Origin of the sequence: Bacteroides caecigallinarum, from assembly GCF_021531075.1 — a bacterium.
Lineage (GTDB): Bacteria > Bacteroidota > Bacteroidia > Bacteroidales > Bacteroidaceae > Phocaeicola > Phocaeicola caecigallinarum_B.
Genome location: NZ_JADYTJ010000016.1, coordinates 26,591 through 49,553, shown reverse-complemented (window position 1 = coordinate 49,553; position 22,963 = coordinate 26,591). Strand labels below are relative to the sequence as shown.

21 protein-coding genes are annotated in these 22,963 nt (G+C 40.3%); 10 read left to right on the top strand and 11 right to left on the bottom strand.

Annotation, left to right across the window (positions count from 1 at the left end):
- Positions 1 to 33: 33 nt before the first annotated feature.
- The 3 genes from murA to tsaB all read right to left on the bottom strand — a co-directional run bounded on the left by murA (position 34) and on the right by tsaB (position 2,741).
- Positions 34 to 1,338 (bottom strand): UDP-N-acetylglucosamine 1-carboxyvinyltransferase, encoded by a 1,305-nt coding sequence (gene murA, locus I6E11_RS06315; RefSeq protein WP_235337099.1) that lies wholly within the window; start codon positions 1,336 to 1,338, stop codon positions 34 to 36.
- Positions 1,339 to 1,426: 88 nt separating this feature from the next.
- Complete coding sequence (locus tag I6E11_RS06310; protein WP_235337096.1) at positions 1,427 to 2,032, bottom strand: DUF4290 domain-containing protein; 606 nt, start codon at positions 2,030 to 2,032, stop codon at positions 1,427 to 1,429.
- Positions 2,033 to 2,051: 19 nt separating this feature from the next.
- Positions 2,052 to 2,741: a tRNA (adenosine(37)-N6)-threonylcarbamoyltransferase complex dimerization subunit type 1 TsaB gene (tsaB, locus tag I6E11_RS06305; RefSeq protein WP_235337095.1), complete on the bottom strand. Its 690-nt coding sequence runs from the start codon at positions 2,739 to 2,741 to the stop codon at positions 2,052 to 2,054.
- A 106-nt stretch (positions 2,742 to 2,847) separates the two neighbouring features.
- Between tsaB and I6E11_RS06300 the strand changes: the two genes are divergently transcribed.
- From I6E11_RS06300 to nadD, 4 genes are read left to right on the top strand one after another with little or no spacing between them, the layout of a single operon-like run.
- On the top strand, positions 2,848 to 3,723 hold the full coding sequence (locus I6E11_RS06300; RefSeq protein ID WP_235337093.1) for a YicC/YloC family endoribonuclease: 876 nt from the start codon (positions 2,848 to 2,850) through the stop codon (positions 3,721 to 3,723).
- A 2-nt stretch (positions 3,724 to 3,725) separates the two neighbouring features.
- A complete protein-coding gene (gmk, locus tag I6E11_RS06295) occupies positions 3,726 to 4,289 on the top strand; it encodes a guanylate kinase (protein ID WP_235337091.1) in 564 nt (187 codons plus the stop codon).
- 1 nt (position 4,290) lies between these two features.
- Entirely contained in the window at positions 4,291 to 4,473 is a 183-nt protein-coding gene (locus tag I6E11_RS06290; protein WP_235337089.1) for a hypothetical protein, read from the top strand.
- Positions 4,455 to 5,042 (top strand): nicotinate (nicotinamide) nucleotide adenylyltransferase, encoded by a 588-nt coding sequence (nadD, locus tag I6E11_RS06285; RefSeq protein WP_235337087.1) that lies wholly within the window; start codon positions 4,455 to 4,457, stop codon positions 5,040 to 5,042. Before I6E11_RS06290 ends, nadD begins: the two co-directional genes overlap by 19 nt.
- A gap of 187 nt (positions 5,043 to 5,229) precedes the next feature.
- Here the strand turns inward: nadD and I6E11_RS06280 are convergent, their stop codons facing one another.
- Positions 5,230 to 6,015: an META domain-containing protein gene (locus tag I6E11_RS06280; RefSeq protein ID WP_235337085.1), complete on the bottom strand. Its 786-nt coding sequence runs from the start codon at positions 6,013 to 6,015 to the stop codon at positions 5,230 to 5,232.
- Between the two features lie 215 nt (positions 6,016 to 6,230).
- Between I6E11_RS06280 and I6E11_RS06275 the strand changes: the two genes are divergently transcribed.
- From I6E11_RS06275 to rfbB, 6 genes are all read left to right on the top strand, one after another.
- Entirely contained in the window at positions 6,231 to 7,424 is a 1,194-nt protein-coding gene (locus I6E11_RS06275) for a saccharopine dehydrogenase family protein (RefSeq protein ID WP_235326314.1), read from the top strand.
- A gap of 301 nt (positions 7,425 to 7,725) precedes the next feature.
- Positions 7,726 to 8,175: a thioredoxin-dependent thiol peroxidase gene (bcp, locus tag I6E11_RS06270; protein WP_235337084.1), complete on the top strand. Its 450-nt coding sequence runs from the start codon at positions 7,726 to 7,728 to the stop codon at positions 8,173 to 8,175.
- Between the two features lie 17 nt (positions 8,176 to 8,192).
- Positions 8,193 to 9,242 carry a recombinase RecA gene (gene recA / locus I6E11_RS06265; protein ID WP_262911680.1) on the top strand — a complete coding sequence of 350 codons (1,050 nt, stop codon included), beginning with the start codon at positions 8,193 to 8,195 and terminating at the stop codon, positions 9,240 to 9,242.
- A 163-nt stretch (positions 9,243 to 9,405) separates the two neighbouring features.
- Positions 9,406 to 10,353, top strand: coding sequence for a M48 family metalloprotease (locus tag I6E11_RS06260; RefSeq protein ID WP_235337083.1), 948 nt, complete (start codon positions 9,406 to 9,408; stop codon positions 10,351 to 10,353).
- 11 nt (positions 10,354 to 10,364) lie between these two features.
- A complete protein-coding gene (locus I6E11_RS06255) occupies positions 10,365 to 10,856 on the top strand; it encodes a metallophosphoesterase family protein (protein ID WP_235337082.1) in 492 nt (163 codons plus the stop codon).
- Positions 10,857 to 10,922: 66 nt separating this feature from the next.
- Positions 10,923 to 12,062 (top strand): dTDP-glucose 4,6-dehydratase, encoded by a 1,140-nt coding sequence (gene rfbB / locus I6E11_RS06250; RefSeq protein WP_235337081.1) that lies wholly within the window; start codon positions 10,923 to 10,925, stop codon positions 12,060 to 12,062.
- Positions 12,063 to 12,128: 66 nt separating this feature from the next.
- Here the strand turns inward: rfbB and I6E11_RS06245 are convergent, their stop codons facing one another.
- The 7 genes from I6E11_RS06245 to I6E11_RS06215 form a co-directional block, all read right to left on the bottom strand.
- On the bottom strand, positions 12,129 to 13,643 hold the full coding sequence (locus tag I6E11_RS06245; RefSeq protein WP_235337080.1) for an MBOAT family O-acyltransferase: 1,515 nt from the start codon (positions 13,641 to 13,643) through the stop codon (positions 12,129 to 12,131).
- The gene (locus tag I6E11_RS06240) at positions 13,621 to 14,604 is read right to left on the bottom strand and encodes a GDSL-type esterase/lipase family protein (protein ID WP_235337078.1); all 984 of its coding nucleotides are present in this window, start codon (positions 14,602 to 14,604) and stop codon (positions 13,621 to 13,623) included. Before I6E11_RS06240 ends, I6E11_RS06245 begins: the two co-directional genes overlap by 23 nt.
- Entirely contained in the window at positions 14,573 to 15,949 is a 1,377-nt protein-coding gene (locus I6E11_RS06235) for an SGNH/GDSL hydrolase family protein (protein ID WP_235337114.1), read from the bottom strand. Before I6E11_RS06235 ends, I6E11_RS06240 begins: the two co-directional genes overlap by 32 nt.
- A gap of 104 nt (positions 15,950 to 16,053) precedes the next feature.
- Positions 16,054 to 16,821: an acyl-ACP--UDP-N-acetylglucosamine O-acyltransferase gene (gene lpxA / locus I6E11_RS06230; RefSeq protein ID WP_235337076.1), complete on the bottom strand. Its 768-nt coding sequence runs from the start codon at positions 16,819 to 16,821 to the stop codon at positions 16,054 to 16,056.
- A 23-nt stretch (positions 16,822 to 16,844) separates the two neighbouring features.
- A complete protein-coding gene (locus I6E11_RS06225) occupies positions 16,845 to 18,221 on the bottom strand; it encodes a TolC family protein (RefSeq protein WP_235337073.1) in 1,377 nt (458 codons plus the stop codon).
- An 11-nt stretch (positions 18,222 to 18,232) separates the two neighbouring features.
- Positions 18,233 to 21,457, bottom strand: coding sequence for an efflux RND transporter permease subunit (locus tag I6E11_RS06220; protein ID WP_235337072.1), 3,225 nt, complete (start codon positions 21,455 to 21,457; stop codon positions 18,233 to 18,235).
- 51 nt (positions 21,458 to 21,508) lie between these two features.
- Entirely contained in the window at positions 21,509 to 22,717 is a 1,209-nt protein-coding gene (locus tag I6E11_RS06215; RefSeq protein ID WP_235337070.1) for an efflux RND transporter periplasmic adaptor subunit, read from the bottom strand.
- Positions 22,718 to 22,963: the final 246 nt, after the last annotated feature.

Below are 22,963 nucleotides of genomic sequence, written 5' to 3'. Positions count from 1 at the left end.
ATACTTAAGAACTAAAAACAAAAAAACCAATTCTCAGATTCTGGTTATACGTGCTCCAAGTGCAGTCAGACGCTGTTCTATGTTCTGATACCCTCTGTCTATCTGTTCTATATTATGTATCCTGCTTGTTCCTTCGGCTCCCAACGCAGCTATAAGCAATGCAATACCGGCACGTATATCAGGCGATGTCATGTTTCCGCCTCTGAGACAGAAATTATGGTCATGACCTATTACTACAGCTCTATGAGGGTCGCATAATATAATCTGTGCACCCATATCTATCAGTTTGTCTACGAAGAATAGTCTGCTCTCAAACATTTTCTGGTGAATAAGCACACTACCCTTTGCCTGTGTAGCCACTACAAGGATTACACTGAGCAAGTCCGGCGTCAACCCCGGCCACGGAGCATCCGCTATCGTCATGATAGAACCATCAATAAACGATTCTATTTCATAATGTTCCTGCTGAGGTACATAGATATCATCACCTCTCTGTTCTATTTTTATTCCCAAACGACGGAAACTGTCGGGTATTATACCTAGATTTTCATAAGAGACATTCTTTATTGTAATCTCACTTCGTGTCATGGCTGCCATAGCTATGAAGCTGCCGACTTCAATCATGTCTGGCAATACTGTATGTGTACAGCCCTTCAATTCTTTCACTCCTTCAATAGTGAGAAGATTAGAAGCTATACCTGATATCTTGGCTCCCATCCTATTAAGCATCTTGCATAATTGCTGCAAGTAAGGTTCGCACGCTGCATTATATATAGTAGTAGTTCCTTCGGCCAGAACAGCAGCCATAACGATATTGGCAGTACCTGTTACCGAAGCCTCATCAAGCAACATATATGTACCTTTCAGCTTATCAGCAGACAAAGTATAAACACCACGTTCTGCATCGTAATCAAAAGATGCACCAAGTTTTTGTACACCTATAAAGTGGGTATCCAAACGTCTGCGTCCTATTTTGTCACCTCCTGGTTTTGAAATCATGGCCTTACCAAAGCGCGACAACAAAGGGCCGACCAGCATTACAGATCCACGCAGTTTGGAACATCTTAACAGAAATTCCTCACTTTCCAGATATGACAAGTTCACATTATCAGCCTTGAACGTATAAGTATCGGCATTAAGCTTAGACACCTTTACCCCCATATCGCTGATAAGCTGGATAAGATTGTTAACATCCAGTATGTTAGGTATATTATGAACTGTAACCTCTTCAGCTGTGAGCAACGTAGCACACAAAATCTGCAACACTTCATTTTTGGCTCCCTGTGGAGTTATTTCTCCATGAAGTTTATGTCCGCCTTCTATTACAAATGAACTCATACTTTGTCTGTAAGTTTGTGAGTTTGTAAGTTTGTAAGTTTGTTATCATCAGCAAACTTAAGAACTAAAAAACTCAAGAACTAAAAAACTATTGTTTACGCTTCTGCTGATTATTATTGTTGTTAGTCTGACGGCGACGCTGGGTAAACACCTTATGGTCTACCATTTTCACATCGTCTACAGTTATTTTAATCCTACCGTCGGACAACTCGCATAAATCATCAATTATTCTCTGATTGTCAACTCCATCCTTATTCCAATTCTGATAATCCTTTTTCATCTGATTGGCAATAAGATTTATAAGTTGTCTTTTTTCCTCGCCTTCTTCATATCCTGCAGCAACATTTATCAGATCCTGCACAAAACGTCCATAATGTCTGTATTTAAGTTTAGATTGCGGATAAGGAATCCTTTCAGGTTTTACATTAAGGCTTTCTTTCTTCACAATCTCAACCGGATAGTCTATATCCAGCTTAAAATCAGACATTATAGCCAAATGGTCCCATAGTCTTTGATTTAATTCAGCATTATCCTTTAGCTGAGGGAACATTCCTTTCATTATCTTGATTATAGTGTTTGCACAGATTTGTCTTTCCTCCCTATCCTCTATTGTTAGAGCATGGTCTACCATATTCTGTACACTTCTTCCATATTCCGGTAGAGGAAGACGTCTTTGCTGGGTATTATATTCCATATATTCCTGTTTTTGTTTATCAAAGTAGTTTTTTAGGAGTAGAAGCTACAAACTCCTTCAGATAGAACGGCTCGAAATAAGCCACATCCTTATAGTCTTCTTTTGCCACAGCCTTTTCAGCCAATGGGAACATCCATTTTGCCAACGGATGAATATCCTCTATAAAATGAGCGTTGGGATGCGTAATCTTTTCACGACATTTTGCGGCTCCATTGCCAAAGAAATACACAGGATGTTCATCAAGGAATTCCTTATAAGAGTTTTCATCTATTATGTCAGCACCAATCTCACGGCACACCTTCAGAGAACGGTCGTAAATAGCAGCATAAACTTCCATACGGCGTGCGTCTATCATCGGACACAACAAAGCATCGTCAGGCAAATCATGATTGAGTAACACAGGAACACACATAACCTCTGGTGTAGGAATTCCTATCAGAGGAATATTCCTGCCATAGCATATTCCTTTTGCCATAGAAACACCTATACGCAAACCGGTGTACGAACCTGGTCCACAACTGACAGCTACCGCATCAAGCGGAATAGCATGATTATCGACAAACGACAAAGCCTCGTCAACATACACGCCAAGCACTGTTGCATGCGACGGTCCGTTAAAATCCTCTTTAGTAAAAATAGAAGCTCCGTCCTGACTTACTGATACGGAACAAACTTCTGTAGACGTTTCAATATGTAAAATGCACGACATAGTTTACTTTTAATACATTATTGTCTGCAAATATACACTTTTTATCCCACTCCTTTTCTATAATTTCCTCACTTTTCCTTACTTTTGCAAAAAAATAGAATTTGTTATGATACAATCAATGACCGGTTACGGAAAATCAACCGTTACTTACAACGATAAGAAAATTGTCGTAGAAATAAAATCACTCAACAGCAAGGCTCTCGACGTCTCAGCCAGAATAGCCCCTCTGTACAGAGAAAAAGAAATGGAAATCCGAAATATGATTTCAAAAAGTCTTGAACGCGGTAAAGTTGATTTCAGCCTGTGGATTGAAAAAGAAGCATCAGATGCAGCCACACCTATCAATGCCGCACTCCTCCAAAACTATTACACTCAAATCAAGAATATTTCCGAAACCTGCAATATTCCATTACCTTCCGACTGGTTTGCCACCCTACTCCGTATGCCCGATGTACTGACAAAAGTTGATATGCAGACATTGGAAGACGAAGAATGGGAAGTAGCAAAAGGAGCTGTGGAAGAAGCCATAAATGCACTGGTAAACTTCCGCAAACAGGAAGGTGCAGCTCTGGAAAAGAAGTTCAACGAAAAGATAGACAATATTGAACGCCTGCTTGCATCCATCGAACCATTCGAAAAAGAAAGAGTGGCACGCATCAAAGAAAGAATCACCGATGCACTGGAAAAGACAATAAGTGTGGACTACGACAAGAACCGTCTGGAACAGGAACTGATATATTACATCGAAAAACTTGACATAAATGAAGAAAAGCAACGCCTTACCAACCATCTGAAATATTTCCGTGAAACTATGGCAGGCGGACACGGTCAAGGTAAAAAGCTTGGTTTCATTGCACAGGAGATGGGTCGCGAGATAAACACCACAGGAAGCAAATCGAACCATGCAGAAATGCAAAACATAGTAGTGCAGATGAAAGACGAGCTGGAACAAATCAAGGAACAGGTATTAAACGTAATGTAACTATGGGAAAACTTATCATATTTTCTGCACCTTCGGGTTCAGGCAAATCAACCATCATAAACTATCTTCTAAAGCAGAATCTTAATCTTGCATTCTCAATATCTGCGACAAGCCGTCCTCCACGAGGAACAGAGCAGAACGGTGTGGAGTATTTTTTCCTCACTCCAGAAGAGTTCAGACAGAAAATAGCAAATGGAGAATTTCTGGAATACGAAGAAGTATATACAGACCGTTTCTATGGAACATTGAAATCGCAAGTGGAAAAACAGCTATCGGAAGGTCAGAATGTGATATTCGACGTAGACGTAGTGGGCGGATGCAATATAAAGAAATTCTATGGCGAACGTGCACTATCAGTATTTATCCAGCCTCCTTCTGTGGAAGAGCTTCGCAAACGTCTTAACGGACGCGGCACAGACACTCCTGAAGTGATAGAAAACCGTATAGCCAAAGCTGAGTTTGAATTAAGCTATGCCGATAAATTTGACGTAGTGATAGTAAACGACCAACTTGAAAAAGCGCAAGCCGAAGCACTTGAAACCATCAGTAATTTCCTGAAAAAGTAAAATGGCAAGAAATCCGAAAAAAATAATGAAACTGATGATGATTCTTACCATCATCATCGGTTTTGCCGCTTTGGCAGTAGGCATTGTGGCAGTAGCTAAAGAAGAATACATCATAGCCACAGCAATGATACTGGTTGCTGCATGGCAAGTGGTAAACTATAAATTATGGAAGAAAAAAAGCTAAGGACAGGTATTTTCGGTGGCTCGTTCAACCCTATCCATATAGGACATCTGGCATTGGCTAATTATCTGTGCGAGAACGGATACATTGACGAAGTGTGGTTTCTTATATCGCCTCAGAATCCTTTCAAGCAAAACCAGACATTGCTTGACGACAGTATGCGCTTGAAGCTGGTAAAAGCAGCCATTGAAGGATATCCGCACTTCCATGCTTCCGACTTTGAGTTCAATCTTCCAAAACCATCGTATACAGTAACCACACTCAACAAACTGTCCGAAACATTTTCTGACAGGAATTTCTATCTTATTATAGGAGCAGACAACTGGGCCGCTTTCGACCGTTGGAAATCACCGGAAGAAATAATATCACGCCATCACATCCTAATATATCCGCGTTTAGGTTATGAAATAAACACTGAATCTCTACCTCATAACGTACAGGCTGTTGATACCCCTTTAATAGAAGTAAGCTCCACCTTTATCCGCGAAAGTATTGCTCAAGGAAAAGATGTACGTTATTTCTTGCATCCTTCGGTATATGAGGTAATAAATAGTGAGGGATTATATAAATAAATATAAACCAGTCAACTTGGTCAGGAATTAAAACACAAACTGACAACTAAATTCAGTACACTTTAACCGCTAAGCAAAGCATAAAAAAACGCGGGCAAATTTAAAGTAAAACGCGGGCAAATTTAAAGTAAAACGCGGGCAAATTTTACCTTAAATTTGCCCGCGTTTTTTTTAGTTGTTTCAAACCTTATTCTGACACTGTTTCGTTTTCGCTCTTGACCAACTGTAGGACTTCAGTATTGCCGGCATCCATAAGCGACAATGTTCCGTCCTCGTTCAAAACGAATGAAACAACTTTATTCATTGCAGCAAGAACCTTGCGTTCTGTCTCCATTCCAGGACCTGCCATCATAGTAGAAATCATCTGACCGAACTTCAAAGATGAAGCATTGCCATCCTCCTGAGAGAATGAACCGTTGATAATATTGCATCCTCCATTGCCATGTACTGCATTTTCGGCAACATTAAATGAAAGGAACGGAACCTTGTCGGCTACTTCGACATCCCAACCTTCCACTCTGGTTATATTCCATTTGCCATTAATGTCATTCACCGACACAGCTGGTGCTTCTCTCTTCTCGAGCGACATAACTACATTACCGTCTTTGTCTGTCAGTTCAACCCCAGTAGCCGAAGCCTTATATCCTGCCACTTCGTGCAAAGCCTCAAGAACTTTCTGTTCGGTTTCCATGTCAGGACACATCATACGTGTAGATGCTACTCCAGTGAAACCTATCTTACCCGGATTGATAGAGTCCAACTCTACACCACCCATAATACGGTTGCATCCGGCATTGCCGTACAAACGTCCTTCTTCCATATCAAAGCCTATATAAGGATTGCCTTTTACTTCCTGGCCTTCAACTGATACAACATTCCATTCGCCTGCTATATCTACAGATTTGCCTGTTGTTCCACATGATGATAATACAACTGCCACGAAAGCGGCAGCACTGATTAATGTTTTCTTCATACTGTTTCCCTTTTTTTGTTTTTTCTTACTTACAATAACAAAAGCAATAGTCCATTGTTCACGCAAAAGTAACAAACAATAGTATCCATTATTCTGTTCTAATATAAAAAATGTGATATTTAAGCAATACTGCATGCAGTTTTGAAAAAAGTCTTATCTTTGCATATTGAACGGTAACGTTTACCGGGAATTAAAATTTCACATTAATAAGTTAAATGAGTAAAGTATTGATTATCGGTGCAGGCGGTGTAGGAACCGTTGTTGCACACAAGGTGGCTCAGCATCCTGAAGTATTTACAGAAGTAATGATTGCTAGCCGCACCCAGTCAAAATGTGACGCGATTGTAAAAGCAATCGGTAACCCAAACATCAAAACCGCTAAGGTAGATGCAGACAATGTGGCCGAACTGGTGGCTTTATTCAACAGTTTTAAACCCGAAATCGTTATTAACGTAGCTCTTCCTTATCAGGATCTTACCATCATGGAAGCTTGCTTGCAGGCTGGTGTGAACTATCTTGATACAGCCAACTATGAGCCTAAAGACGAAGCTCATTTCGAATATAGCTGGCAGTGGGCTTACAAGAAACGTTTCGAAGATGCAGGTCTGACTGCCATCCTCGGATGTGGATTCGACCCGGGAGTGAGCGGTGTGTATACTGCATATGCAGCAAAACATCATTTCGACGAAATGCACTATCTTGATATAGTGGACTGCAACGCAGGAAACCACCACAAGGCTTTTGCAACAAACTTCAACCCTGAAATAAATATCCGCGAAATCACTCAGAACGGACGTTACTGGGAAGACGGTAAATGGGTAACTACAAAACCTCTGGAATTCCACAAGGATTTGACTTATCCAAACATCGGTCCGCGCGATTCATACCTGCTTTATCACGAAGAGCTTGAATCATTGGTAAAGAACTTCCCTACCATCAAACGTGCACGTTTCTGGATGACATTCGGTCAGGAATACCTGACTCACTTGAGAGTGATACAGAACATAGGTATGGCAAGCATCGAGCCTATCAACTACAACGGAATGGAAATCGTGCCTCTGCAATTCCTGAAAGCTGTATTGCCTAATCCACAGGATCTAGGCGAAAACTACGAGGGTGAAACATCTATCGGTTGCCGCATACGTGGTGTGAAAGACGGAAAAGAACGTACATACTACGTTTACAACAACTGCTCTCATCAGGAAGCCTATAAGGAAACAGGTATGCAGGGAGTAAGCTACACTACAGGTGTTCCGGCAATGATTGGAGCTATGATGTTCCTGAAAGGATTGTGGAAACGTCCGGGAGTTTGGAACGTGGAAGAATTTGATCCGGATCCATTTATGGAAGCATTGAACATGTACGGATTGCCTTGGCATGAAGTGTTCGACGGAGATTTGGAACTTTAATAAAAACATAAGTTTCGCAAGTGCAAATCTTGTGATATAAAAGTAATAAAGAAGGTATCATTCCACCTAAAGGTGGTCTTCAGTATGTAAAGTTCAATAGTTAGTAAATAAATTGTATAATACTGTTTGACATTTTACCTTTACCTTCTAAGTCAACTTGTTGACTGATATTACTTTATTACATTAGAAATTTAAGTAATAACAAGGTTACAGTTACGAGTTGACAAGGTTTCCATCAGCGTGGACAGCCTTGTCAACTTGTCATCTTGTAAACTTGGTAACTAATAAAAGACTTAATATTATGAATGTAGGAGACAAAGCACCCGATTTTTTGGGACTGAACGAAAAAGGCGAAGAAATACGCCTGAGTAATTATAAAGGAAAGAAAGTAGTACTTTACTTCTATCCTAAAGACATGACTAGCGGATGTACCGCACAGGCATGCAATTTGCGCGACAACTACGAAACTCTGCAAAATGCAGGATACGAAATAATAGGTGCAAGCATACAGGATGCAAAATCGCACCAGAAATTCATTGATAAGAACAGTCTGCCTTTCACCATCATTGCCGATACAGAACATAAACTGGTTCAGGAATTCGGTGTTTGGGGAGAAAAGAGCATGTGTGGAAAGAAGTATATGGGTACGTTCCGTACTACTTTCATTATCAACGAGGAAGGTGTGATTGAAAGAATCATTTCTCCTAAAGAAGTGAAGACAAAAGACCACGCTGCACAGATTTTGAAATAATAAAATAAATAAGAAATATGGCAAAAAAAGACGAACTGGAATTTGAAGGTGGTATTGACAGTCCTTCAAAACCTAACAACTCGGAAAAACTGAAGGCACTGCAGGCTGCTATGGACAAGATAGAAAAGAACTTCGGAAAAGGATCAATCATGAAAATGGGTGATGACCATGTGGAAGAAGTTGAAGTTATACCAAGCGGTTCGATAGGACTTAACGCTGCACTTGGCGTGGGAGGTTATCCTAAAGGACGTATCATAGAAATCTATGGTCCTGAATCATCCGGTAAGACTACTCTGGCAATACATGCCATAGCTGAAGCTCAAAAAGCTGGCGGTATAGCTGCTTTCATCGATGCAGAACACGCTTTCGACCGTTTCTACGCTGCCAAACTTGGTGTAGATATCGACAATCTGCTTATCTCACAGCCAGACAACGGCGAGCAGGCTCTTGAAATAGCCGACCAGCTGATTCGTTCGTCGGCTATCGACATCATTGTCATCGACTCAGTTGCAGCTCTTACTCCTAAAGCTGAAATAGAAGGCGATATGGGCGACAACCGTGTTGGTCTGCAGGCAAGACTTATGTCGCAAGCACTGAGAAAACTTACATCTACCATCAACAAAACAAACACTACATGTATCTTTATCAACCAGTTGCGCGAAAAGATAGGTGTAATGTTCGGTAACCCTGAAACTACAACAGGTGGTAATGCTCTTAAGTTCTATGCTTCCGTAAGACTTGATATCCGCCGTGCAACACAGCTCAAGGATGGTGAAGAAATAATTGGTAACCAGGTAAGAGTAAAGGTAGTAAAGAACAAGGTTGCTCCTCCTTTCCGTAAAGCTGAGTTCGACATTATGTTTGGCGAAGGTATATCAAAGAGTGGCGAAATAATAGACCTTGGCGCCGAACTTGGAATTATCAAGAAAAGCGGTTCATGGTACAGCTACAACGACACAAAACTAGGCCAGGGACGTGATGCAGCCAAAGTATGCATACAGGATAATCCTGAACTGGCAGAAGAACTGGAAGCGCAGATTTTTGCAGCACTGAAAGATAAAGAATAAGACGATTTTCATACAGAAGGCCATCCATGATACGGATTTCTTTTACGTATCTGTACAAAAAAAACGTAAAAGATTTACCCGAATAATCATGGATGGCTTTTTTTGTTTAAATTTACAGTGAAATTATAAACAAAAACACAATAACCATCAAAACACCAAAGTTATGAGAATATCGCACTGGCTTTTATCCGTAATATTATGTTGTCTTTCAATAAATGTATTTGCGCAGAAAAAAATTCCATTCCGATTTGCAACAAGAGCAGAAGCACAAATGCTTATTACTGACATTGACAACTTTACAAACAAACTGAACAGTTTTGACATAAACCTCAGACTTGGCAAAGAAGACGGTAGAAAATCAGAATTGCTAAGACTGGCTATGAACGAAACCCTGAACTGGAGCGAGGAGGAGAAAAAGAAAATTACAGCTACATTCAAGTCATTACAATCGAAAATAGACAAGCAGAAACTGAAAATAAAATATCCTCAGGAGGTTATATTGGTAAAAACATCAATGAAAGAGGAAATGAATGTTGCTGCGTACACAAGAAAGAACTGGATTGCACTGGGAGAAAAATACATAAATGAAGCTACAAATGAAGAATTGGAATATATTTTGGCTCATGAAATATTTCATCTTTTAACAAGAAGCAATAAGGAATTCAAAAAATCTGTTTACTCTGTAATAGGCTTCAATGTCACTGAAAGAGAACTGTTCTTCCCTATTGATATCATAGAAAAAAGAATATCAAATCCGGATATTGAACTTTACGACAGCTATGCCGAATTTACAATAAACGGCAATAAGCAGAAATGTTCGATGATTATATATTCCAAGATACCTTTTTCGCCTGAAAAAAGCTTATCCGACTATTTGAGTGTGGGACTTATACCACTGAATGACAATCTTATACCTGTTCAAAACGATGGAAAAACCGTGATTTACGATATAGAGCAGGCTGAAGATTTCTACGAAAAAATAGGAAAAAACACTCAATATATAATCAATCCTGAAGAAATACTGGCAGACAACTTTGCTTATCTACTTATTCAGAAAAAAGATCTCCCTAATCCGGAAATACTGACAAAAATAGCAGAACTACTGAAGTAATATCCACAAGGATGAAAAGAATAGGACTATTGTCGGACACACATGGGTATTGGGACGACAGGTATCTGAAATATTTCGAAGAATGCGACGAAATATGGCATGCAGGCGACATAGGTTCGATGGATGTCTTGGACAGACTTATGAAGTTCAGGACATTCAGAGGAGTGTATGGAAACATTGACGGACAAGATATACGCAAGATTTTGCCGGAAATAAACAGATTCGAACTTGAGGGAGCTGATGTAATGATAAAACATATAGGAGGATACCCCGGAAAGTACGATATGCAGGTAAAAAAGATAATAAGTTCTGCCACACCCGATTTGCTGATATGCGGACATTCGCACATACTGAAAGTGAAGTACGACAAAGATTATGAACTGCTACATATAAATCCGGGAGCAGCGGGGAAATACGGATTTCACACAGTAAGAACTTTAGTGAGATTCAATATTGACTGTGGTAAATTTTCTGACCTGGAGGTTATAGAACTGCAAGATTAATCCCTAAAATATTTGTCTGTTAAAGAAATCTTTCCCAAATTTGCACTCGAATTATAAACACTTTTTATGAAAACGTATTTAGTCACAGGAGCAGCAGGATTCATTGGTTCTAATTACATAAAATACATCTTGAAAAAACATGATGATATTAAGGTAGTAATACTAGATGCCTTGACATATGCAGGAAACCTTGCAACAATAGCCAACGACATAGACAATGAACGTTGCTTCTTCGTAAGAGGTAATATTTGCGACAGTGAATTGATAGAACGTCTGTTTGCTGATTATAAATTTGACTGTATAGTAAATTTTGCAGCAGAAAGCCACGTAGACCGTAGTATAGAAAATCCTCAACTGTTCTTGCAAACAAACATATTGGGTACACAAAACCTTATGGATGCAGCCAAAAGTGCATGGGTTACAGGAAAAGACGAAACAGGATATCCTACATGGAGAAAAGACGTAAGATTCCATCAGGTGTCTACAGACGAGGTTTACGGTTCATTGGGAGAAGACGGTTATTTCACCGAAACTACTCCACTATGCCCGCATAGCCCATATAGCGCATCGAAAGCCAGTGCTGACATGATTGTTATGGCATATCACGATACGTACAAAATGCCTGTTACAATAACAAGATGCTCTAACAACTACGGACCATATCATTTCCCTGAAAAACTTATACCACTTATCATCAAAAACATTCTTGAGGGAAAAAGACTTCCTGTATATGGCGACGGCTCGAACGTAAGAGACTGGCTGTATGTGGAAGACCACTGCAAAGCTATTGACCTGGTGGTTAATAAAGGAAGATGCGGCGAAGTATACAACGTAGGTGGTCATAACGAAAAGAAAAATATAGATATAGTAAAACTGACTATCAGCACCATTCACCAGATGATGGAGGAAAAACCGGAGTTAAGAAAAATACTGAAGAAAAAGGAACTTGACGAAAACGGTGAAATATCTATAGACTGGATTAACGAATCGCTAATTTCGTATGTAAAAGACAGATTGGGACATGACCAGCGATATGCCATTGACCCAACAAAGATTTCGGAAGAACTGGGATGGACACCTGAAACCAAGTTTGAAGATGGCATTGTGAAAACCATAGAATGGTATCTGAACAATCAGGATTGGGTGAAAAACGTAACAAGCGGTGACTACCAGAATTATTACGAAAACATGTATAAAAACAGATAACGAAACATTATAGACAGACAAGCGGAGCAATTTCCATAACAGGATTTTGCTCCGCTTGTCTGTTTGTCAGAACTGGAAATATATAAATGGCTGAATATCGCTGCTCTTTACCTGAATGACAATAAATATCAATGCTATAACCAATATGGCCTGTACAGGCAACGGCATTCTTACTACCATATCGGAGCATGAATTCTGCCATCTGTCCGGACACCAGTGAAGCAGGAATCCTACTACCATTAGCAGGAATACTTTCCAATAGCCACTAACAAGCTGTCCGAATAGTTCAGGATGGAAAGAAGTGAATATCTGGTTTATCATTGACATGGAGCCCTCGAAAGTGGTATTGCGGAAAAATATCCAGCAGAAACATACAAAATGGAAGGTTATGATTACGGCAAAGAACTTACGTATGCCCGTACTTCTATAGCTCTTATCTCTCTTCAGCAGACTACGGAAAAATTTATGAACTGCAAGAGCAGCACCTTGTAATCCGCCCCAGACTATGAAGTTCCATGACGCACCATGCCATAGGCCTCCAAGCAGCATGGTAAGGATTAGATTGATGTAAGTGCGCAACTTACCTTTACGGTTTCCTCCCAACGATATGTACAAATAGTCTCTAAGCCACGTAGACAATGATATATGCCACCTGTGCCAGAAATCGGTCACACTGTCCGCCTTATAAGGAGAATTGAAGTTTATAGGAAATCTAAAGCCCAAAAGCAACGCAAGGCCTATGGCCATATCACTATAGCCTGAAAAATCGCAATAAATCTGAAGAGCGTAACCGTACACTCCAAACAGGTTCTCAATGCCGGAATATAGTGACGGATTTTCAAAGATACGTTCTACGAAATTTACACTTATATAGTCCGATATCACTGCTTTCTTGAAAAGACCGCTAAGGATGAAAAATACTCCCTGGCCGAACATTTCATTGCTGACAAACAATGGCTGGCGTATTTGGGGTATGAAATCGCGTGCACGAACGATAGGTCCAGCTACGAGTTGCGGGAAAAAAGATACATAGAACACATAATCGAGAAGATTGTGCAACGGCTTTAAATCGCCACGATATACGTCTATTGTGTAACTGAGAGACTGGAATGTGAAGAAGGATATTCCAACAGGAAGGAATATATCCAAAGGGCTGAAATCGCCTCCCCATAGGGGTGAAAGCATTTCATAAAAGAAATTGGTGTATTTGAAATAGCACAAAAGCCCTAAATTTACAAAGAGACTTAGCAAGACCAGCATTTTTCTCTTGACATTACCCTTAGTATGTTCCATTATTCTGGCTATACAGAAATCGGTAACAGTTACAATTCCAAGCAGAAAAAAGTAAAATCCGCTACTTTTATAGTAAAAATAATAAGAAAATACAGATACGAACAACAGCCGGGCTGTTGTCTGTTTTCGTAAGGCCACGTATACAAGACTGAAAGCCAGAAAAAGAAAAACAAACAGACCACTGCTGAATATCAGCGGCTGACTGGAGTCGTACGATAATACATCCAATATTTTATTATAATCAAGTCCTATGCTTCCGAGTAAATCAATAAATTTTTGTTGCAACATAATCATTGTAGGCTTTAATAAATGCTTCGTGTAACAATAACCCCTGAAGTGTATAACCTTCGCGGGTAAAATGTATCTTATCTCTTTGATACATGCCGGCCGATGTCCAGTTTTTACATGCGAATTTCCCCCCCCCTACCACGTCGTATAGATCCCAAACTGCCAATTTATTGTCGGCGGCAAAATTCTTTTCAGTTTCTACAACTTTGGGAGTACGTACATTTATTATTCTATTCCTTCTGCCAGACCTGACGTATGCTCCGGGAGGTGTAGTTATGAGAAACTCTGAATTAATACATCCTTTTTTCAATTCCTTGATAAGGTTCATCATCTGTATTCGATGTTCGGCCGATCTGTAATTTCTGCCATGAGCTTCGTTTGTTCCAAAAGACATAATTACCAGATCCGGGTTAAGGGATGTTATCTCTGTTATTCTTTCCGGGTTATTGAAAGACTCACATGTGGCACCGTTTACTCCCAGTATATGATAAACCACTCCGGCTTTTCCGGTTTCCTGTGCCAATCCTGTGGTATTATAATTAACGCTGTAATCTATTACGGCTTCATGACCAAAATCTTCTTCCAGCAGTTTACGCATTACATATGGAAAAACATGTCCACGCACATGAGAGTCACCAATATGAACTATCCTTACCGGACTTTCCATATTGGAAAGTTTCTCCCAAAAGCTATCAAGACTACCTGTGGGGTCGATTATAACATTCTCTGTAGTATCCTTGAAGTAAGATGGCATGGAACTTGAAACAGAAATGAATTTCATAAGTTTCTCCATTGCCGCACTTGAATATACGGGACCAGAGTTATGATCCCGTCTGGCTTTAACGGGAAGTACGTCTTGTGCAGACAGTACAGTATATCCCTGCAAAATGGTAATGCAAAGAATAATGATATACTTTAACCGAAGGCTGTTATTCTGCCTCGTATGCTTTTCTTTTCTCATATTGCTCCTTTCCATACATTATTGCTTCAAAAAGCAAAGCGGCTATATGTTTTCCTCCACGGAAGTTTATGTGTGTATAATCATAATTGGCCATTGACGGTTTGGTATTCACTAATTTGGACATACTTCCTTCTCCTCCCATAGCATTATAAAGGTTCCAGAATGCCACTCCGGTTTCGGCAGCAAGCATCTGCTGACTTGTTATAAGACTTTTTACACCAGGCATTGTTCTCAGATTTCCGTTTTCATCCTTGGTTTCCCTATCTCCAATGCTCACAATCAATATGGACGTTTCGGGAAAAGCTTTCTTAAGGTGAGAGATGACAGACTTCATTCCGTCTTTGTAATAGGTATAATCCAAACCTCCCTCGAAGGCTACATTCAATCCGTATTGAACGACCAACAAATCGTATTTGCGGAGTTCATTGTATTTCCTCAATACGGAATATGGAATGCCCAACAGTTGTTGGCCACTACTGCCACGTGTACTGAAATTATCGAGTATCACTCCTGTGTCAGAATCCATAGTTACGGCATAGAACAGTGCATCGGAAGAAGCATCCTTTATGCTCCATTTCACCGATTTTATGTCACCTTTTACTGTTATCGATTGCAGAGAACTATCTCCTTTTACACTAAACTCTTGTTCCGCACCAGAATTTATACTGGCAGAGAGACGTAAAGAATCGGCTGTAAGATAGAATATTGACGACGATGTACATGATTCCAGATTAGATGCATATTTACCGGTAGCTTCAAGACTGGTAAAGGCTCCGGCCGATGCATAAGAATATGTATTCGAAATATCCTGTTTGCTGCGTATAAAACCTATTGTGTCTGTTACATAATGCGATTTCCAACCGGAGAAACTATGCTTTACCGTAGGTCTGAAACCGGGGAACTTTGAGGTTACACTAACATAACCTACGCCTTTTCCTCCAAATTCTTTCTGTAACATATTACGTAAATCGGCAGTGAGTATATCGCCTTCGATAAAAGAATCGCCCAAATATGCTATTCTGACAGGACGATTCATTTTTCCTGTCATTGATAATGCCTGATAGAAATGCGACATTCCATGAGATGTTGAATCTGAATAATCTTCAATACATTCCATCCCACTTTTACATGAATCTATAAAAGCCGGTTTTATGACAGGCAACACAGGTAAAGTGTCGGCTAGTGTTGTATCTGCCTGAAATACGTCGCCACGCACATCAGACAACAAATCGACCTTCCTTAATGTTCTCTCGCCTATCTTTATATCGGGCAGGTAGCGGAGAAGTATAAGTCCTAATGTCACCAAAAACACCAAAAAGAATGTATAATGCAACTTGTTCCTCATGAATAATACTACGAATAAAAAACGTTGCAAATATACATCTTTATATCCATATAAAAAAAATGCCGGTACCCTCATTACAGGGAGTACCGGCTGTATTTTTTCAATTAATGAATAATACCAAGTTTCGATGAAACGACAAAATCTATTATCATATCAATCTGTTCGCTTCCTGGAACTTGTTCCTTTATTCTTAGCAATGCGTCATGTTGTGATGTATTTGCCTTATAAAGTATTCTATAAGCTTGAGCTATATGCTTGATCAATGTATCAGAAAAACCTTCATGCTCCAATACATGAGTGTTTATACTGTAGAATGATATAGGCTCGTGTGCCGCTACTATAAAAGGAGGTATATCCTTCGTGAAACGGCAGCCTCCCTGCACAATGGAATAGCTTCCCAAGCGGGTATTGCCCTGCATCAATACATTTGATGTGAGGATGGCACGATCGAAAATCTTACAATTGCCTGAAACTTGAGAACCATTGCCGATTATACATTCATTTCCTATCTCCACATCATGCGAGATACGAACTCCCTGCATAATGAAGTTACCATTGCCAATTATAGTGTCATGCCCCTGATGTGTTCCACGGGTGATAACTGCATTTTCACGTATGACATTGTTATCACCTATCCTGGCGATTGTATCTTCGCCTGTATAACAGAAATCCTGTGGTACAGCTGCTACCACAGCACCCTGATATACAGTATTGCCATTGCCCATACGTGTACCGCTCATAAGGCTGGCATATGGCATTATTACATTGTTATCGCCTATCTCGACATTCTTATCGATATAGGCAAATGGATGTACCGTAACATTGTTGCCCAACTTTGCAGAAGGATCAACATAAGCTAAAGGACTAATCATGTGTCTATCTGTTTTAAGGTTAATTATTCACGTCCACCACCAAGCGCACTATACAGATTGATTACTGCCTGTATACGCTGGAAATTATCTGATACCTCACTCAACTCTGCACTCAGCAGATTCTGCTGCGCTGTAAGAATCTCAAGATATGTAGCCTCAGCACTCTGGAACAAGGCTTTGGTGTATGTAACAGCCTTTTGCAACTGCTCTACCCTACCTTTGTCTTCTAAAAGCTTTTTATCAGCAGTTTCATACAGACACAATGCATTGCTCACTTCCTGACCAGCTTCAAGAATAGTCTGCTGGTAGTTCATACGGGCAATTTCTTCTTCTGCCTTTGAAACCTTCAGATTTGCAACCAACTTTCCGTTATTGAAAATAGGCTGGGTTAAAGAGGCTAAAGCCTGGAACATAAACTGCGCAGGGTTTATCTGCAGTTCATCGAAAGTCCATCCTGTAGTACCTCCGATTTTAATACTTGGATAGAAAGCTGAACGAGCCTGGTTTGTAGTATAATATGCACTGGCCAATGTCATTTCGGCAATCTTAACATCCGGACGATTCTCCAACAGTTGCAATGGAACCCCTGCCGTAAGTTCGTCGGGCATAACCTGATCGACCAATCTTCCACGTTCAATAGTTTGAGGAGCCTTTGCAAGAAGTACAGCCAATGAGTTCTCTGTCTCACGAACCTGACGTTTCAAATCGAGTAAAGAAGCTTCAACCTGATGACTGGCAGCACGCATCTGTGTAACAGCTGCTTCATTAACGTATCCTGCCAATTTCATAGCTTCCATAGCACGGACATTCTCTTTATAAATAGCGGCTGTTTCTGTTGTTATTTCTACCTGACGGTCAAGCATCAGCAATGTATAGTATACATTAGCTATACCGCATATAATCTGTGAACGTACGGCCTGCTGTGCATACTGACTCTGTAGATACATGGCCTGCTGTCCTCTCTTGGCATTGAGAATTTTTCCGAAAAGGTCGATTTCCCAACTTGCAGCCAAAGGCAACTGGTAGGCTTTAGACATATCACTACCTCCCATAGTAGTCATCGTTCCCTGAGGAGCAAGATTGATTGACGGCAGATAAGACAAACGGGCAGATGTAAGCATAACCTTAGCTTCCTTAACACGCAAAACGGCTGCCTGCATGTCAACATTATTTGCAAGGCCTTCTTCTATAAGAGCCTGAAGTTTTACGTCCTTAAAAACTTCCTTCCAAGGAAGATTTCCCATATTGGCCGTATCTGCAGCCAATGTATCAGTAGCCGATACAGGATCTCTATATATACCGGAAGCGTCTATTGACTCTGGACGATCGTAAGCTTTATAAATGTGGCAACTGCTCAAAGCAGCAGCTGCACACATTGTCAATATGATTTGTTTCTTCATTATAATCTTAATTATTTAGTATGAGAATATTGTTCGATTTCAGCCTCAACCTCACTTTCATCCAGGCTATCCCACTCGATAGGCTTGAATTTTTCCTGAAGCCACTGGAAAACAACAAACAATACAGGAACTATGAATATCTGGAATATCATACCTATCAACATACCACCAATGGCAGAAGCACCAAGAGTACGGTTACCATGAGCTCCTACACCCATTGCAAGCATAAGCGGAATAAGTCCGACAATCATGGCAAGTGATGTCATAAGGATAGGACGCAAACGGGCAGATGCACCAAGAACGGCCGCCCAAGCGATACTCATGCCCTGCTTACGACGGTCGAGTGCAAACTCAACGATAAGGATGGCATTCTTGGCAAGCAATCCCATAAGCATGATAAGCGCAATCTGCATATATATGTCGTTTGACATAGAACCTATTATCATCTTCAATGCAGGTATACTTCCGAGAGCACTGAAACCATTTACGAAGAGGAAGCTACCAAGCAATCCGAACGGTACAGAAAGCAATACGGCAAGTGGCAATATGTAACTTTCATACTGTGCACTAAGCAACAAATAAACGAATACGAAACATAGAATAAATATCAATCCTGTGGTACTACCACTTGTTTCGGCTTCCTCGCGTGCCATACCTCCAAGTTCGTAACCAAATCCTGTAGGAAGATTTTCCTTGGCCACTTCAGCTATGGCCTGAAGAGCCTGACCTGATGTATAACCTGAAGCCGGTGCAACCATCACCTTCATTGATGTATAAAGGTTGAAACGGCTGATGATGTCAGGACCGTATATCTTCTTAAGGGTAACAAACTGTGTAATAGGAGCCATAGTGTTACCGTTGCGTATCTTAATGCTGTTCAATGATTCAAGATTCTTCGTAGCATCCGGTTCTGCCTGAATCATTACACGGTACATCTTACCGAAACGGTTGAAGTTTGACGCATAAAGACCTCCGAAATATCCCTGCATAGTAGTAAGGATATCACTCGGGCTAATACCGGCTTTCTTACATGCTGCAGCATCAATATCCATCATATACTGAGGGAAGTTAGGATTAAATGTGGTCTGGGCACGTGCTATTTCAGGACGGCTCTCCAATTTTGCCAGATAATCCTTAACGACATCAAAGAAATGGTTCAGGTCACCACCAGTCTTATCCTGCATGTTAAGCTCGATATCACTAGACATAGAATAACCAGGAATCATAGGAGGAGCAAAGAACAATACCTGAGCATCCTTGATGACTTTCTGCGCTCTCATAAACAGAGTACCGACGATAATATCAGAGTTCTGCATCATTGAACGTTCTTCCCAGTTCTTCAGCTTAACGATAACGGAACCGTAAGAAGGTCCCTGACCACCGATAAATCCGAAACCGGAAATAATAGTACGTGAAGCAACTGCAGGATCGGCAGCAACAAGGCTGTCCACCTTATTCAATACCTCGATAGCTCTTTCCTGAGATGTGCCAGGAGGAAGAGTAACGGCACCCATGATAGTACCTGTATCTTCGTTAGGCACCATACCTGTAGGAGTAATCTTCATGAAGAATACCAAAAGTACGATTGAAGCGGCAACTAGTCCGAAAGACAACCATTTCTTGTTTATGAAGAATACAACACGTTTTTTATAACTCTTGAGCAAAGTATCGTATGCAGTATTGAACGAAACAAAGAAACGGTCAACCAAAGAAAGTTTCTTTCCTTCATGGCCTTCTGCAGTGTGAGGTTTCAGGAACAAGGCACAAAGTGCAGGTGACAGAGTCAATGCGTTAAGCGCTGAGAAACCGATAGAAATTGCCATTGTGATACCGAACTGACGATAGAATGTACCGGCTGTACCACCCATGAAACTTACAGGAATAAACACTGACATCATCACAAGGGTAATTGAAACAATAGCACCTCCCAATTCACTCATGGCATCGATTGACGCTTCTTTGGCAGATTTATATCCCTGATCCAATTTAGCGTGTACACCTTCTACCACCACTATGGCATCGTCCACCACTATGGCTATGGCAAGCACCATTGCCGAGAGAGTAAGCAAGTTGACACTGAAACCAATGAGTTTCAATACGAAGAAAGTAGCAATCAATGCCACCGGAATGGCAATTGCAGGGATAAGTGTAGATCGCATATCCTGCAGGAAGACATAAACCACGATAAACACAAGAATAAATGCCTCAATCAAAGTCTTTATAACTTCGTGTATAGAAGCATAAAGGAAGTCGTTGGCATTCTGTGCAATATTAATCTTCAACCCGGTAGGAAGAGTTTCTTCAAACTCAGAAAGAACACTTACCAGGTCATCGATAGTAGCTGTGGCGTTGGTACCCGCCATCTGATATACGATACAAGTTACCGCCTTATGTCCGTTTACCTTATTGTTGAATGAATAAGAGAGACGACCGAGTTCGATATTTGCCACATCACCCAATCTGAGAATTCGTCCGTCCGGCAAAGCCTTTACAACAATATTCTCGAACTCCTCAATCTGTTGCAAACGTCCTTTATATCTGATAGTATACTGGAATGACTGATTACCTCTTTCGCCGAACTGTCCCGGAGCAGCCTCGATATTCTGTTCTGCCAAAACACCTGCCACGTCAGTAGGAATCATATTGTACTGTGCCATGACATCAGGTTTCAACCAAATACGCATTGAGTAGTCCACACCCATCACATTGGCATCACCTACTCCATTTACACGCTTAATTTCAGGAATAAGGTTAATCTGTGCATAGTTTTCAATAAACTCTGTAGTATATTCATCAGACTCATCATATATAGAAAAGATAAGCAACATAGAAGTCTGTCTTTTCTGTGTAGTCACACCCACCTTTGTTACTTCGGCCGGCAGCAAACCTTGAGCCATTGACACACGGTTCTGCACATTTACGGCAGCCATGTCCGGATCTGTACCCTGTTTGAAATAGACATTAATATCTCCAGAACCGTTATTCGAAGCAGTTGAAGTGATATACATCATGTTTTCCACACCATTAATCTGGTCTTCCAGAGGTGCAATAACAGAGTTCAACACTGTAGTAGCGTTGGCCCCCTGATATGAAGCCCTTACCGATACGGTAGGAGGCGCAATGTCCGGATACTGTGTAACAGGCAGTGTAGCCAAACCTATCACACCCAAGATAACCATCAAAATAGAGATAACAGTTGACAGTACCGGACGGGTAATAAATTTATCTAGTTTCATTGTTTAAATTATCAAAATTGATTATCAAAAAAGAATTCCCGTTTCATCTAATCAGAAAGCAGATGCAATATTACCTTCTCTTTGGTCTTTTAGATGCATCTGATATTTAGCTTCCCTCTGCTGTTGTGTTATAGGAACAATTTTTTGTCCTTCCTTCAGATTCTGAACACCTTCTATCACAATCTGTTGACCGGCCTTCAAACCACCTAGAACAATGTAGTTCTTACCATCATTCAGATTCGATATAGTTATCTCAGTATGTTTCAATGTGCTGTCAGGTTGAAGTACATAAACGAACTTCTTATCCTGAATTTCCTGTGTTGCATTCTGAGGTATAATAATTACATCATTCATCACATACGGGAAAATGATGTTAGCCATTCCACCGCTTCGCAAAATATTCTTTTCATTTGGGAATATAGCTCGCATACTTACAGAACCTGTTGTTTGATCAATAACTCCACTTACAGCGTCAATCTTACCTAAAGATTCATATATCGAACCATCTGCCAACTGAAGTTTCACTTCCGGCATTTCAGACAGTTGTTCCTTAAGCGAAAGTTCAGATCTTGTCATTTCCAACAATTGTTTTTCAGTCATAGAAAAATACACATACATATCACCTATCTGTGATACAGTAGTCAAAGGTTCTACCACTGAAGGACTAACCAAGCTACCAATACGATAAGGGAAAGTTCCTATAACACCATCCGACGGACTGGTTACAGTACAAAATTCGAGATTCTGTTTTGCAGAAGTAAGCATGGCTTCGGCTTGTGCAAGCGAAGCTTTGGCTGAAAGAAGGTTGTTTACAGCTGTCTGATACTCAAAATCACTTACGATTTTCTGTTCATAAAGCATTCTTTTGTTTGCCTCTGTTGATTTTACAGTTTCAAGGTTAGCTTTAGCAGCCTCAACTGAAGCCTCTGCCTGATTGTAAGCTGCTTTATACTGGGTAGGGTCAATTTGGAACAAAGCCTGTCCACGTTTAACAGTTGCACCTTCATCCACACAAAGTTTCACAATGAAACCTGAAACTTGCGGACGTATTTCAATATCCTGAAGTCCCTTAATTGTTGCAGGATAAGTTTTTGTCTGATGACTTTCGCCAGCAACTGTAGTCATAACAGTAAACTCATTGTCACCCATTTTCATACCACTCTGACCACCGCCACAAGCAGTAAGAAACGAAACACCCAACATAGTTATGGCAACTCGTCCACAACTAAGATTTAATTTACTTTTCACGCTCATTTTCATATAAAATTATAAGATATATTATTCTAAAATCCTTATAACATGAACTGTTATCAATAAAAATTCACGTGCAAAGATATAAAATTCAAGTCATCTAAAATTAACAATTAACTAAGAATAACCAATAAAAACAACGATATTAAAATTGTACTAGTGAATATGATTATTAGACAAAAAATCCGGATATTTTCATTAAAGCATTTCAGAAAAAGAAGAAACAATTTAGAGATTTTAATGACAAATAAAATC